We start from the raw sequence: 14051 nt of genomic DNA on the forward strand, positions 1-14051 counted from the left end.
CCACCTTCGGGAGCAGCTGTCGCCGCCCCGCGCCGCGTCCCAGGGTGGAGGCCATGAACACCCCACTTCTCACTGCGTCCGGCACTTCCCCCGTCAGCGCGAAGACGGTCCTGATCACCGGCGGCACGAGCGGGATCGGCGCCGCGACCGCCCGGCTCCTCCTCGGGCGGGGCCACCGGGTCGCCATCACCGGGCGCGACCCGGGACGGCTCAAGACCTTCCTCGACGAGACCGGCCACCCTGACCGCGTACTCGGCCTCGTGGCGGACGCCGCCGACTGGGAGTCCACGCGGACGGCGGTCGGCGACACGGTGGAGCGCTTCGGCGCGCTCGACGCGGCCGTCGCGAACGCGGGCGGCGCGTCGCCCGACCACTTCACTGCGGGCAGTACGGGCGTCGTCGACGACGGCGCCCCGGAACTGTGGGCCCCGATGGTGCTCGCGAACGTGCTCGGCCCCGCCCTCCTGGCCAAGGCGGCCCTGCCCCACCTGGAACGCGCGCACGGCAGGCTGGTGCTCATCGGCAGCGTGGCCGGGATCAAGAACAGCCCGGGCAACCTCTACTCCGCCACGAAGTGGGCGGTGGTCGGCTTCGCCGAGAACCTCCGCCTCCACGCCACGAACCGGGGCATCGGGGTCACGGTCGTGAACCCGGGAATGATCGACACCGCGTTCTGGCACGGCCAGGTCCCGCCCCTCGCGATGGGCCCGCACGCCGTGGCCGAGGCAATCCACTTCGCCCTCGACCAGCCCACGGGCATCGACCTGAACACCCTCACGATCCGCCCACTCGGCCAGCCCACTTGACCTGCTCGCGGGGGGGGGCGGATTGGCGGGGGGGGCGGGGAGACGGGGCGCGCGTCGGCTGGAGGCGGCGGCGCGGCGGGCGTCGGCGGGGGGGCGCGGGGCGGGCGTCGGTTGGGGGGGCGTGCGGCGGGGTGGGGCGCGGCAGTCTGTCAGCCAGGCAAAGCAGCCAGCCTGCCAGGCGAGGGCCGATGCGGCCGCCCGGGCGGGGCAGCCGGGGCAGCGGTGCCAGGCGGCTGGTCGGACAGGCGGGGCAGCCCGTCAGCCGGGCCCGGCAGCCGACCCGCCAGACGAGGCAGCCCGCCAGCCAAGCCAGGCAGCCAACCCGCCGTGCGGGAGCCGGTACGACCACCCGGGCACCCGGGCACGGCGGCCAAACTGCCAGCGGGGCCAAGCGGCAGCAAGAGGCGAGAGGCGAGGCAGTCTGCCAGACAAGCGGGGCAGCCCGTCAGCCCGGCCAGGCAGCCAACCCGCCGTGCAGAAGCCGGTACGACCACCCGGGCACCCGGGCACGGCGGCCAAACTGCCAGCGGAGCCAAGCGGCAGCAAGAGGCGAGAGGCGAGGCAGTCTGTCAGACAAGCGTGGCAGCCCGTCAGCCAGGCGAGGCAGCTGATCCGCCAGACGAGCGCACCGGCACGGCCACCCGGGCATGGCAACCGGGGCGACCGGGCGGCGGAGCGAGGCAGTCTGTCTGCCAGCGTGGCAGGCACGGCGCCCGACCCGCCAGGCAGGAGCCGATACGGCCGCCCGGGCACGGCAACCGGGGCAACCGGGCGGGATGGCCGGACTGCCACGCGGCGCCGCGAGGCGGCAGCCAACCCGCCAGGCATGGCAGCCAACCCGCCAAGCAAGGAGGCCGACACGACCGCCCGGGCACGGCAGCCAGGCGGCCGGGGCAACCCGGCTACCGGGCCGGATGGCCGAACGGCGCCACGGCGCCTCGTGGCCGTAGAGCCGGGGAGCCGCCCCCGGAGGAAGTCCTCAGACCAGAAGCAGCACGATCAGCAGGACCGCGCCCGCGATGGCCGGGGCGATGATGCTCCAGCACCAGCGGGCCTCGGTGAGGCCCTTCTCGGGGGAGTCCGTGTCGCCCGCGAGTTCGCGCAGCTCGCCGAGGGCCACGTCGCCCTGCGGGTGGCGGATCTCGTGGACGGAGGTCGCGGTGTGGCCCGTCTTCGCCTCCCTGGCCATCGCGCGGGCCTCCGCGCGGGCCGCGCGCTTGCGCCCACGCAGCGAGACGGGGAGCGCCCACAGCTGGAAGACCTTGCCGTCCGCGTCGACGACCTCGTTCGAGTAACCGGAACGGAGCGCGGCGACGGCCTTCCAGGGCAGCACGATGGTGCGGAAGGGGTTGCGGACCCGCAGCCGCTCCGTGTTCGCGTACACGGCGGGGCGCAGCGTGAAGGCGAGGATCAGCGGGACCGCGCACAGGAGCGCGGCGATCGCGAGCCACGGGGTGCGGCCTTCGCCGACGATGATGGCGTCGGCGCCGAGCCATCCGCTCAGGATCAGCAGGAAGATGCCGGCGCCGATACCGGCGGGCGAGCGGTAGATCCGGTCGGGGGCGGCCGGCGAGGGCTCGGGGGCAGCCGGGTCGGAGGTCGTCATACTCCGATTCTCCCCCACAGGCCGCACCAGGCTTCCGGCTCCCCACCGGACACGGGCGACACGCCCCTGCGCGAGGGCATCCTCCGGGCCCCGCACCCTTCCTCGCGCAAGAGCCTCCGCCCGTCCCCGCACCCCTGCCCCAGGCCGCCGACCCGAACCCCGCACCCCTGCCCCAGGCCGCCGACCCGAACCCCGCACCCCTGCCCCAGGCCGCCGACCCGGACCCCGCACCCCTGCCCGAGACCGCCGACCCGGACCCCGGACCTCGGCCCCCGGACCTCTCCCGCGACGCACCCGCCCCCTTCCGCGCCGCTCCCCCCCTCCCGCGCGGCTCCACCCCCTCCCGCGCCGCTCCACCCCCTTCGCGCGCGGCCTCCACCCCGCCCAGGAGCCCCCCACCCGGCCCCGCACCCCCCTGTACAGACCGCTACGCGCGTAGATATGCTCCCCTGGTGAGCATGCCCACGACTCCCCCCGCCCCTTCCCCCGCGCCGCGGGCCTCCGCAGGTGCCGCGTTCGCCGAAGTGAGCGCGTCCGACGCCTCGTTGCGGCGCTTCCTGCACGGCCTGCCCGGGGTCGACCCGGTCGGCCTGGAGGCGCGTGCCGCCGCGCTCGGGACGCGGTCCGTGAAGACGGCCGCGAAGGTCCGCGCGATCGATCTGGCGATCTCGATGATCGACCTGACGACGCTCGAAGGCGCCGACACCCCCGGCAAGGTCCGCGCGCTCGCGGCCAAGGCCCTGCACCCGGACCCCACCGACCGCTCGGCGCCCCGCGTCGCCGCCGTCTGCGTCTACCCCGACATGGTCGCGACGGCGAAGGAGACGCTGGCGGGGAGCGAGGTCCGTATCGCCTCGGTCGCGACGGCGTTCCCCGCCGGACGCGCCCCGCTCGCCGTCAAGCTCGCGGACGTCGAGTCCGCCCTCGCGGCCGGTGCCGACGAGATCGACATGGTCATCGACCGCGGCGCCTTCCTCGCGGGCAGGTACGCGAAGGTGTACGAGGAGATCGTCGCCGTGCGCGAGGCGATCGGGACGCGCGCCAGGCTCAAGGTGATCTTCGAGACCGGGGAGTTGTCCACGTACGACAACATCCTGCGCGCCTCGTGGCTCGGGATGCTCGGCGGCGCCGACTTCATCAAGACGTCGACGGGCAAGGTCGGGGTCAACGCGACCCCCGCGAACACGCTGCTCATGCTCCAGGCGGTACGGGACTTCCGCGCCGCGCACGGGGAGCAGGTCGGCGTGAAACCGGCCGGTGGCATCCGGACCACGAAGGACGCGATCAAGTTCCTCGTGCTCGTCGCCGAGACGGCGGGCGAGGACTGGCTGAGCAACGCGTGGTTCCGCTTCGGCGCCTCGGGGCTGCTCGGCGACCTGCTCATGCAGCGCCAGAAGCTGGCCACGGGCCGCTACTCCGGCCCCGATTACGTGACGGTGGACTGAACTCATGGCACACGAGACCCCTTCCGCCGGGCCCGCTCCGGCCTTCACCGACTACGCGCCCGCGCCCGAGTCCCGCGCGGCCGTCGAACTCGCTTCCTCCTACGGCCTGTTCATCGACGGCGAGTTCACCGACGCCGCCTCGGGCAAGGTCTTCAAGACCGTGTCCCCCGCGACCGAGGAAGTCCTCTCCGAGGTCGCGCGAGCCGGTGAGGAGGACGTCGAGCGCGCGGTCACCGCGGCACGCCGCGCCTTCCCCGCCTGGGCCGCGCTGCCCGGTGCCGAGCGCGCCAAGTACCTCTTCCGCATCGCGCGCATCGTGCAGGAGCGCGCGCGCGAACTCGCCGTCCTGGAAACGCTCGACAACGGCAAGCCGATCAAGGAGACGCGCGACACGGACATCCCGCTCGTCGCCGCGCACTTCTTCTACTACGCGGGCTGGGCCGACAAGCTGGAGCACGCGGGCTTCGGCCCCGCGCCGAAGCCGCTCGGTGTCGCGGGCCAGGTCATCCCGTGGAACTTCCCGCTGCTGATGCTGGCCTGGAAGATCGCGCCCGCGCTCGCGGCGGGCAACACGGTCGTCCTCAAGCCCGCCGAGACGACCCCGCTCAGCGCCCTGTTCTTCGCCGAGATCTGCCAACAGGCCGGTCTGCCCAGGGGCGTTGTGAACATTCTTCCCGGGTACGGGGACGCGGGCGCGGCCCTCGTCGCGCACCCGGACGTGAACAAGGTCGCCTTCACGGGCTCGACGGCGGTCGGCAAGCAGATCGCCCGTACGGTCGCGGGCTCGGCCAAGCGCGTGACGCTCGAACTCGGCGGCAAGGGCGCCAACATCGTCTTCGACGACGCGCCCGTCGAGCAGGCCGTCGAGGGCATCGTCACGGGAATCTTCTTCAACCAGGGCCAAGTGTGCTGTGCGGGCTCGCGGTTGCTCGTGCAGGAGTCGGTGCACGACGAGGTCGTGGACGCTCTCAAGCGGCGCCTGACCACGCTGCGCGTGGGCGACCCGCTCGACAAGAACACCGACCTCGGCGCGATCAACTCGGCCGAACAGCTAGACCGCATCACGACGTTGACCGGGCAGGGCGAGGCCGAGGGCGCGGAGCGCTGGAGCGCCCCGTGCGAACTCCCCAGCTCGGGCTACTGGTTCGCGCCGACCGTCTTCACGAACGTCACGCAGGCGCACACCGTCGCCCGCGAGGAGATCTTCGGCCCCGTCCTCTCGGTCCTCACCTTCCGCACCCCGGCGGAGGCCGTCGCCAAGGCGAACAACACGCCCTACGGGCTCTCCGCGGGCATCTGGAGCGAGAAGGGCTCCCGCATCCTCGCCGTGGCCGAGAAGCTGCGCGCGGGCGTCGTGTGGGCCAACACCTTCAACAAGTTCGACCCGACCTCGCCCTTCGGCGGCTACAAGGAGTCGGGTTACGGCCGCGAGGGCGGCAGGCACGGCCTGGAGGCGTACCTCGATGTCTGAGAAGAGCGAGAAGAGCGAGAAGACGGCGAAGGGCGGCAAGAGGACCGCCCCCCCGAAGGCGAACGGCCCGGCTCCCCGCCTCGGCGTCTTCAAGACCTACAAGCTGTACGTCGGCGGGAAGTTCCCCCGCAGTGAGGGCGGCAGGGTGTACGAGGTGAGCGACGCGCACGGCGAGTGGCTGGCCAACGCCCCGCGCTCGACCCGCAAGGACGCCCGGGACGCGGTGGCCGCCGCGCGCAAGGCGTTCGGCGGCTGGTCGGGGGCGACCGCGTACAACAGGGGTCAAGTCCTGTACCGCGTCGCGGAGATGCTGGAGGGGCGCACGGAGCAGTTCGCCCGCGAGGTCGCCGAGGCGGAGGGACTGAACCGGGAAGCGGCGCTCGCGCAGGTCCACGCGGCCGTGGACCGCTGGGTCTGGTACGCGGGCTGGACGGACAAGCTCGCGCAGGTCGTGGGCGGCGCGAACCCGGTAGCCGGGCCGTTCTTCAACCTGTCGACGCCCGAGCCGAGCGGGGTCGTCGCGGTGCTCGCACCGCGCGAGTCCTCGCTGCTCGGCCTCGTCTCCGTGCTCGCGCCCGTCCTCGCGACGGGCTGCACCGCGGTCGTCGTGGCGAGCGAGACCCGACCGCTCCCCGCGCTCTCCCTCGGCGAGGTACTCGCCACCTCGGACGTCCCCGGCGGCACGGCGAACATCCTCAGCGGCCGCCTCGCCGACCTCGGCCCGACGCTCGCCGCGCACCAGGACGTCAACGCGATCGACCTCACGGGAGCGGAAGGCCAGGAGGCCACCGACCTGGAGATCGCGGCGGCCGACAACCTGAAGCGCGTCCTGCGCCCCTCGGCATCCGCCGAGGACTGGACCGCCCCCCAGGGCCTGCGCCGCATGACCTCCGTCCTGGAGACCAAGACGGTCTGGCACCCGACGGGTTCCCTGGGGGTGGCGGGCTCGGCGTACTGAGCCACCGACCGCGCGTACGAACGTGTGCGGGCCGCCCCCGACCTGGGGACGGCCCGCACAGCCATACGTCAACGCGGGGCTGCCGCACGGGAGGTCAGAGGCGGGGCAGGCGGGGCAGTCAAGGCAGGCGGACAGTCGGGGGGGCGTCGCCGCTACGGAGCGCGGAGGCGGGGCAGTCGGGGGGCCGTTGCCGCCACGGAAGGCAGAGGCAGGACAGTCGGGAGGCCGTCGCCGCCACAGGGGCGAGGGGTCTGCCACCGCCACGGGGGTACGGGGCGGGGAGCCGTCACTGCCGGAGGGAAACCAGAGGGAAGGGCGTCACTGCCACGGACGCAAGGGGCCCGTCGCTGCCACCGCGGGCGGGCGCTTGGCGCGAGGCGGGCGAGGCGACGGCCAAAACGCAGGCGACCTGCCGACTCCGTGCCACCACGACCGCCAAACCGTGGCAGGGCCCCGCCAGACCGCGACAGCCCCCGTCACCACGTGTCAGCCACCGCCAGACCGTGACAGCCCTCGCCAAATCATGGCAGTCCTCGCCAGACCGTGGCAGGCCCGCGCCAGACCGTGGCAGGCCCGCGCCAGACCGTGGCAGCCGACGCCAGGTCATGGCAGCCAGTGCCACCGCTTGGCAGCCCCGCCACGTGACAGTCCCGCCAGCGCGTGGCAGTCCTCTGCCTCCGGGCTGCCACCCCGCTGCCCCACAGCCGCGCGGCCTTCGTACGGCCGAGGCGGAGACCCGGGCCGTGGCGGAGCCCTGCCAGGTCACGGCAGCCCCCGCCACGAGTTGGCAGACCCCGCCAGGTCCTGGCAGCCTGCCGCCACCACCCGGCAGTCCCTGCCGCTGCTGCCACGACCTGGCAGCCCCCGCCACGACCTGGCAGCCCCCGCCAGAACATGGCAGCCCCCGCCAGGTCACGGCACCCACCGCCAACCACCACATCCGGGCAAGGCCGCGCCTCCGGGCAAACCCCGCCTCCCGGCAAGGCCCTGCCTCCCGGCAGCCCCGCGCCGCCCTCACCCCTCTTCAGCCCCGCCCCCCTTCAGCCTCCGTTCCCCAGCTTCAGCCCCCGATCCCCAGCGTGTGGACCACGTCTCCCGCCAGCGGCAGCTCCGCGAGGCTCGCGCCGCTGGTGATCGGGCCCGTCAGGTCCGTCGTGCCGACCGGCTTGAAGTCGGCGACCTGCGTGCCGACGCCGTTGTCGAGCGGGTCCGTGCCGGTGCCTGCGAGGGGGTCGAGCTGGAGGTTCGTGACGCCGCCGAGGCCGTACGTCGTCGCCGCCTGCAAGCCCTGGCTCGCTCCGCCGAGTGCCGCCTCCGTGTCGAGCTGCTTGCCCAGGCCGGGGGCGAGCGAGCCCAGGTCCGGCGTCGCCGCGCTCGCGCTCGCGGCAGCGCCGCCGAGCGCCGCGCCCGCGACGGCGATGCCGAGACCGGCTCGCAGGAGGGCGCGCGAGGAGGGAGAGGTCTTTGCGTGTCGTGCTGCTGCCATGACTGCCACCTGCCGATTCGGTACGTGAGCGTGTGCGCACGCAGCGTAGGTGAGGTGTCGGTCGGGTACCAAAGCGCGCCCCGGCGGGTCGGGCCGACCGGTGCATGCCGCACACTGGTTCCTCGTGAGTCCCCATCCCGCCGTACCGGTCCGGGTCGTCCTGCTCGCCGGGCCTTCGGGCTCGGGCAAGTCGTCCCTCGCCGCCGCCTCCGGTCTGCCCGTCCTGTCCCTGGACGATTTCTACAAGGACGCCGACGACCCGACCCTGCCGCTCGTCGCGGGTGAGGGCCCGCAGCGCGACATCGACTGGGACTCGCCGCTGTCCTGGGACCGTGAGCGGGCGCTCACCGCGATCGCCGAGCTGTGCAGGACCCGGTCGACCGAGGTCCCCGTCTACTCCATCGCCGAGAGCACCCGTACCGGCACCGGGACGCTCACGCTCGACCGCACGACGCCCCTCTTCATCGCCGAGGGCATCTTCGCGGCCGACATCGTGGACAGCTGCCGCGAACTCGGCGTGCTCGCCGACGCGCTGTGCCTGCGCGGGCGGCCGAGCACGACGTTCCGGCGGCGACTCCTGCGCGATCTGCGCGAAGGCCGCAAATCCGTACCGTTCCTGCTCCGCAGGGGCCTGCGGCTGATGCGCTCCGAACGGACGATCGTGCAGCGGCAGGCGGCGCTGGGCGCGTACCCCTGCGGCAAGGAGGAGGCGCTGGGGCGGCTGGCGGCCGCGGCCTGCGCGCGGGGCCCCGTCGGGTCGCTCGTACGGGAGCGGGGAGCGGAGCGGACGGCGAGCTGAGCCCGCACTCGTAACCCGTAACCCGTATCCGCACTCGTACCCGGTACCCCGTACCCGCGGACCTGCGGACCCGCGCCCGCGGGCCCTACCCGTGGCACCGGCCGCCGGGCGGCTCCGGAGACGGCGGCGGGACCGGAAGGCCCCCCAGCCCTCCGGTCCCGATGCGGCAACCACCCCCGTGGTCGCGACGCCACCCCCGTGGCGCCCCGTGTTTCCCCCGTGTCCGCCGCGCGTCCCGGACCCGTACTCCCCCGTACGTGCCCCGGCTCCCCCGTGCGGCGGACCCTCCCCCGGTTCCCCCGTTCCCCCCTCGGTCCTCAGGCGACAAGCTCGCCGAAGGACTCCTCGCGGTCACGGTCGCGGCTGAGCGCCTCGTCGTCGCGCAGCCGGCGCAGGCTGCGCCAGATGCTCGACTTGACCGTGCCGACACTGATGTCGAGGATCTTCGCGATCTCCGGGTCGGTGCGGCCCTCGTAGTAGCGGAGGACCAGCATCGTGCGCTGGAGTTCGGGCAGCCTGGCGAGTGCCTGCCACAGGACGGTGCGCAGTTCGGTGCCGCGCATCGCGTCCGTGTCAGTGGCAGTCTCCGGCAGTTCCTCGGTCGGGTACTCGTTGAGCTTGCGCCGCCGCCACGCGCTGATGTGCAGGTTCGTCATGGTGCGGCGCAGGTAGCCGCCGACGGCGGCCTTGTCGGTGATGCGATCCCAGGCCCGGTACGTCGAGAAGAGGGCGCTCTGGAGCAGGTCCTCGGCCTCGAAACGGTCCCCGGTCAGGTGGTAGGCGGTCGCGTACAGGGAGGCTCGGCGCTCCTGGACGTAGGCGGTGAACTCCGCCTCGTTCGCCCGGGACCGCTCCCCCGTGTCCCCCGTGTCCTCCCCGTACGCGACACCCCGGCTCCCCTCGTTTCCCCCGCGGGGAACCGGAGCCACGTCCACCGGCGTCCCCAGCAGGGGATGCGGTGCACGACCGGTCCCGCAGCCGCGTCCACGTCCGCCCCCGGGCTCATGGCTCCGCTCGAACAGGGACACGGTCGCGGCACCGGAGGTCTCAGTCCGCGCGGCGTAGTCGTGCAACCGGGTGATCACCGCACCGCCCGTGGTGCTGTGCCGAGTGCTCATCGCGCGCCTCCGTCCTGAGGTGTGTGTGGTCCTGCCGCGAAGCGTTCCGCCGCCCTTGCGGCCGGCCGGTGCGCTCCGTGTGCCAAGAAGACTGCCAACCCCATTTCATGACCGTGTCCGCCGACTGTCACAGAGCTGTCACAGCGCCTCCTCGCGCGCGCGTCGAAAACGCTCGCGCGCACACGCGTGCCGCCCGGGCGCTACGGCGCGTGCCGCCCGGGCGCTACGGAGGGTCCTGGCCCGCTCGTACGTACGGGCAGGCGGCACGGCCCCGCGAGCGGCGGCCTCGGCGTCCCGGGACCCGGAGGTCGAAGTCCGGACAGCTGTGGGACAGAATGACCGGGTGCCTTCCCTGTTGCTGATCGAGGACGACGACGCCATCCGTACGGCCCTTGAGCTGTCCCTGACCCGCCAGGGGCACCGCGTGGCCACCGCCGCCACGGGCGAGGACGGGCTGACGAAACTGCGTGAAGAACGACCGGACCTGATCGTTCTGGACGTCATGCTGCCCGGAATCGACGGCTTCGAGGTGTGCCGCCGTATCCGCCGCACCGACCAGCTGCCGATCATCCTGCTCACCGCGCGCAGCGACGACATCGACGTCGTGGTCGGCCTGGAGTCCGGCGCCGACGACTACGTGGTCAAGCCGGTGCAGGGGCGGGTGCTCGACGCGCGGATTCGCGCGGTGCTGCGGCGCGGGGAGCGCGAGTCGAGCGACTCGGCGGTCTTCGGGAACCTCGTGATCGACCGTTCGGCAATGACGGTCTCCAAGGACGGCACCGAACTCCAGCTCACACCCACCGAGTTGCGGCTCCTGCTCGAACTGAGCCGCCGCCCGGGACAGGCCCTGTCCCGGCAGCAGCTCCTGCGCCTGGTCTGGGAGCACGACTACCTCGGCGACTCGCGACTCGTCGACGCCTGCGTGCAGCGGCTGCGCGCCAAGGTCGAGGACGTGCCCTCGTCGCCGAAACTCATCCGCACGGTGCGCGGGGTCGGTTACCGGCTGGACGCGCCGCAGTGAGGCGAGGCGACAGCGAGCGGCGGGACCGAACGAAGCGGCGGGAGGAGACCGGGGGCGGGGCCTCGTCCACCGGGGGCGGGGCGGCCACGCGGGACGCCGGCGGACGACTGCGACGGTTCCTCGCCTCGGGCGTGCGGTTCACGAGCCTGCGGCTGCGGCTCGTCCTCGTCTTCGGGCTCGTCGCGCTGACCGCGGCCGTCTCGGCGTCCGGTATCGCGTACTGGCTCAACCGCGAGGCGGTCCTGACCCGCACCCAGGACAACACGCTCGACGACTTCAAGGAGCAACTGGCCAGCCCCGACCGGACGGTGCCGCCCGACCCGACGCGCGAGGACCTGGCGCGCACGGCCCGCGCGATGTCCCGTTCGGGGCAGCACTATGACGTCGTACTCGTCGACCGAGACGCCAAGGGCCGTACGGTGACGGGGAGTTCGGCACCCGGCTCGTTCTCGCTCGACGACGTGCCCGACACCTTGCGGGAAGCCGTCGCGCGCAAGCAGAAGCTCTCATCGACCAACAAGGCGTCCTCGCACCTGTATTGGCAACGGGTCGACGTGAAGGGCACGCCGTACCTGATCGCCGGGGCGGAGGTGAGCGACGGCGGCCCGACCGGCTACCTGCGCAAGTCGCTCAGCGCCGAGGCCGACGATCTGGAGTCGCTCGCCTGGTCGTTGGGAATCGCGACGACGCTCGCGCTGCTCGTCGCCGCGCTCCTCGCCCAGGCGGCGGCGACGACCGTGCTCAAGCCCGTGCACCGCCTCGGGATCGCTGCCAAGCGCCTCGGGGAGGGCAAGCTCAGCACCCGGCTGCGGGTCTCGGGAACCGACGAACTCGCCGAGCTGTCCCGTACGTTCAACGACGCGGCGGCCGCGCTCGAACAGCGCGTCGCCGACATGAGCGCACGCGAGGAGGCGAGCCGCCGCTTCGTCGCCGACATGTCCCACGAACTGCGCACCCCGCTCACCGCGATCACCGCCGTCACAGAGGTGCTTGAGGAAGAGATCGACACGCTCGACCCGATGATCGAGCCCGCGGTACGGCTCGTGGTGAGCGAGACGCGGCGGCTCAACACCCTGGTGGAGAACCTGATGGAGGTGACCCGCTTCGACGCGGGCACCGCGCGGCTCGTGTGCGACGACGTCGACATCGCCGACCAGATCACCGCGTGCATCGACGCGCGCGCCTGGCTCGACGCGGTCGAACTCGACGCGGAACGCGGCATCATGGCGCGCGTCGACCCGCGCCGCCTCGACGTGATCCTCGCCAACCTCATCGGCAACGCGCTCAAGCACGGCGGTTCCCCCGTGCGGGTCTCGGTGCGGGTCGAAGGGCCCTCGCTGGTGATCCGGGTACGGGACCACGGCCCGGGCATCCCCGAGGACGTCCTGCCGCACGTCTTCGACCGCTTCTACAAGGCCAGTGCCTCGCGCCCCCGTTCGGAGGGCAGCGGCCTCGGCCTCTCGATCGCGCAGGCCAACGCACACATCCACGGCGGCGACATCACAGCGGCCAACTCCCCGTACGGCGGCGCCGTGTTCACGCTCCGGCTACCGAGGGACGGCGGCGCGGCGGGCTCGGAGGACGCGGCGGGCGACGGCGGCCCCGTCGACGGCGAGGCCACGGATACGGGTGACGGTACGGGTACGGGTACAGGTAGTACGGGTGCGGGTGCGAGCACGGACACGAGGAGCGGCGCGGCGGGTGCGGTGCGCGGGGCGGACCACGGCAGTGCGGACCACGGCGGTGCGGACCGCGGCGGGTCGGGCGACGGGGATGACGGGGACGGCGGTGGCCGTGCGGTGGGGCGCTGACGGCGCGGGGCCCTCCGCGCGCGAGGGGCGGCGCGGGTGCCGTACCGCGGCCGTCCGCGCGTCAGGCGCGTTCGCCGGGCTCGTACTGCTCCTCGCGGGCTGCGGCATCAGGCCGACCGAGGTGCCGACGGACGCGGGACCCGCGCCCTCGCGGCTGCCCTGCGTACTCGACGAGGACAGCGCCTCGCAGCCGCCGCGCACGACGCCCGCGAAGGTCTACCTCGTGTGCGGGGCGCAGCTCGTCGTCGTGAACAGATACCTCTCCGAACAGCCGGCGCCGGGGCCGGTCGCGGTGGCGCGGCAGCTGCTCGACCAGCTGCTCCTGCAACCCTCCGAGGCCGAGCGGCTCGCCCACTTCACCTCCGCCGTGCCCAGCGGCACGGCCCTCACCGGGCCGCGCCCCGGCGACCCCGCGCACACGCTGCGCCTCAGCGTCGACCCCGCCGCGCTCACGAGCCCGGGACTCGCCCAACTCGTGTGCACGCTCGGCGAGAGCGCGGCGGCGACCGCGCGGGACACGGTGCTGCTCGGAGGCCCGGGCAGCAGCCCGGTACGGGCCTACGCCTGCGACCGCGAACTGCGCGCGAACCCGGCACACACGCCGGTACCGACGGTGCCGACGATGCCGGTGGGGTAGCGGGCAGCTGGCGTGCGCCACGGGTGTGCGTGACGTGGCGTGCGCCGCGTGGCAAGCGTGGCGTGCATGTGGCATGCGTGGCGTGCGTGTGGCGTGGCGTGGCGTGCGCCGCGTGGGGCGGGATGGGTGTGCGCAGGGCGGGCGTGAGGTGTGCGCGGGGGTGAGGTGGGGAGCGTGCCTGGGGCGCGGGCTGGGCGCGGGGGTGGAGGGGGTTCGGCCAGGGGTCTGGTGTGGGCTCGCGAGTGGTGTGGGGGCCTGGCGGCGGCCTGGCGGGCGGCGTGTCACGAGTGGCAGGTCGTAGGCAGTGACCTGGCGGGCGGTGGACAGTGTGGCAGCAGGCAGACACCGGTGGCAGGCAGTGACAGTCCGGGCAGGCAGCGTGACAGCCGGTGGGCAGCTGCCCTAGGCAGGCAGGCGCGTGGTAGCGGGTGACAGCTGTGGCAGGCAGTGGCAGCCCCGGCAGGCGGGAGGCAGTGGCAGCCGGTGGGTGCGCTGGTCGGCTGCCACGCGGCGCGGGGCCTGGCAGTCGCCTCGCGGGCAGCGTGTCACGGGTGACAGGCGTGGGCAGTGACCTGACAGGACGTGGGCAGCATGGCAGCAGGCAGGCAGGCAGTTGCGACAGACAGTGGCAGCCCTGACAGGCAGCGTGCCAAGTGGTGGGTGAGCTGACACGCGGCGCGGGGTCCTGGCAGGAGTGGTCTCGCGGACAGCGTGTCACGGGTGGCAGGAGTTGGCAGCTGCCTGACAGATGGCGGGCAGCATGGCAGTCGGCAGGCAGACCACTGCGGCAGGCCGTGACAGTAGCTCCGGCGGCCAGTGACAGCCCCGACGGGCAGCTTGGCAGCTGTGGCAGCCCCGACAGGCGGAGTGGCAGCCGACGGGCAGCTGTGGCA

The 14051-nt window shown here is 73.5% G+C and carries 11 protein-coding genes; 8 read left to right on the top strand and 3 right to left on the bottom strand.

Translation table 11 applies throughout. From position 1 onward, the window contains the following. Nucleotides 1-53 precede the first annotated feature (53 nt). Nucleotides 54-806 (top strand): SDR family oxidoreductase, encoded by a 753-nt coding sequence (locus ACQYWQ_RS10445; RefSeq protein WP_431033997.1) that lies wholly within the window; start codon nt 54-56, stop codon nt 804-806. A 979-nt stretch (nt 807-1785) separates the two neighbouring features. Here the strand turns inward: ACQYWQ_RS10445 and ACQYWQ_RS10450 are convergent. Continuing rightward, nucleotides 1786-2412: a PH domain-containing protein gene (locus ACQYWQ_RS10450; protein WP_431033998.1), complete on the bottom strand. Its 627-nt coding sequence runs from the start codon at nt 2410-2412 to the stop codon at nt 1786-1788. A gap of 458 nt (nt 2413-2870) precedes the next feature. On the opposite strand from ACQYWQ_RS10450, the gene deoC reads away from it, so the two are divergent. Genes deoC through ACQYWQ_RS10465 form a run of 3 tightly spaced genes read left to right on the top strand, consistent with a single transcriptional unit; the run spans nt 2871 to nt 6286 of the window. Further along, nucleotides 2871-3857: a deoxyribose-phosphate aldolase gene (gene deoC / locus ACQYWQ_RS10455; RefSeq protein ID WP_431034000.1), complete on the top strand. Its 987-nt coding sequence runs from the start codon at nt 2871-2873 to the stop codon at nt 3855-3857. A 4-nt stretch (nt 3858-3861) separates the two neighbouring features. Further along, nucleotides 3862-5328, top strand: a complete 1467-nt coding sequence (locus ACQYWQ_RS10460; protein WP_431034001.1) for an aldehyde dehydrogenase family protein — start codon at nt 3862-3864, stop codon at nt 5326-5328. After that, nucleotides 5321-6286 (top strand): aldehyde dehydrogenase family protein, encoded by a 966-nt coding sequence (locus ACQYWQ_RS10465; RefSeq protein ID WP_431034003.1) that lies wholly within the window; start codon nt 5321-5323, stop codon nt 6284-6286. Before ACQYWQ_RS10460 ends, ACQYWQ_RS10465 begins: the two co-directional genes overlap by 8 nt. A 1060-nt stretch (nt 6287-7346) precedes the next feature. On the opposite strand, the gene ACQYWQ_RS10470 is transcribed toward ACQYWQ_RS10465, so the two are convergent. After that, nucleotides 7347-7772: a hypothetical protein gene (locus tag ACQYWQ_RS10470; RefSeq protein ID WP_431034004.1), complete on the bottom strand. Its 426-nt coding sequence runs from the start codon at nt 7770-7772 to the stop codon at nt 7347-7349. Between the two features lie 100 nt (nt 7773-7872). Here ACQYWQ_RS10470 and ACQYWQ_RS10475 point away from each other — a divergent pair, with 100 nt between their 5' ends. Further along, nucleotides 7873-8571, top strand: coding sequence for a uridine kinase (locus ACQYWQ_RS10475; RefSeq protein ID WP_431034005.1), 699 nt, complete (start codon nt 7873-7875; stop codon nt 8569-8571). Nucleotides 8572-8888: 317 nt separating this feature from the next. Here ACQYWQ_RS10475 and ACQYWQ_RS10480 read toward each other — a convergent pair whose 3' ends face one another. Then, nucleotides 8889-9689, bottom strand: a complete 801-nt coding sequence (locus ACQYWQ_RS10480) for a SigE family RNA polymerase sigma factor (RefSeq protein WP_431034007.1) — start codon at nt 9687-9689, stop codon at nt 8889-8891. A 343-nt stretch (nt 9690-10032) separates the two neighbouring features. Between ACQYWQ_RS10480 and ACQYWQ_RS10485 the strand changes: the two genes are divergently transcribed. The 3 genes from ACQYWQ_RS10485 to ACQYWQ_RS10495 are packed head-to-tail and all read left to right on the top strand — an operon-like array spanning nt 10033 to nt 13158. Continuing rightward, complete coding sequence (locus ACQYWQ_RS10485; protein ID WP_030998865.1) at nt 10033-10710, top strand: response regulator transcription factor; 678 nt, start codon at nt 10033-10035, stop codon at nt 10708-10710. Further along, the gene (locus ACQYWQ_RS10490) at nt 10707-12521 is read left to right on the top strand and encodes a sensor histidine kinase (RefSeq protein WP_431034009.1); all 1815 of its coding nucleotides are present in this window, start codon (nt 10707-10709) and stop codon (nt 12519-12521) included. Before ACQYWQ_RS10485 ends, ACQYWQ_RS10490 begins: the two co-directional genes overlap by 4 nt. After that, the gene (locus ACQYWQ_RS10495; RefSeq protein WP_431039139.1) at nt 12499-13158 is read left to right on the top strand and encodes a hypothetical protein; all 660 of its coding nucleotides are present in this window, start codon (nt 12499-12501) and stop codon (nt 13156-13158) included. The genes ACQYWQ_RS10490 and ACQYWQ_RS10495 overlap by 23 nt, the downstream gene beginning before the upstream one ends. Nucleotides 13159-14051 lie beyond the last annotated feature (893 nt).

This window comes from Streptomyces sp. P6-2-1, assembly GCF_050613165.1.
Lineage (GTDB): Bacteria > Actinomycetota > Actinomycetes > Streptomycetales > Streptomycetaceae > Streptomyces.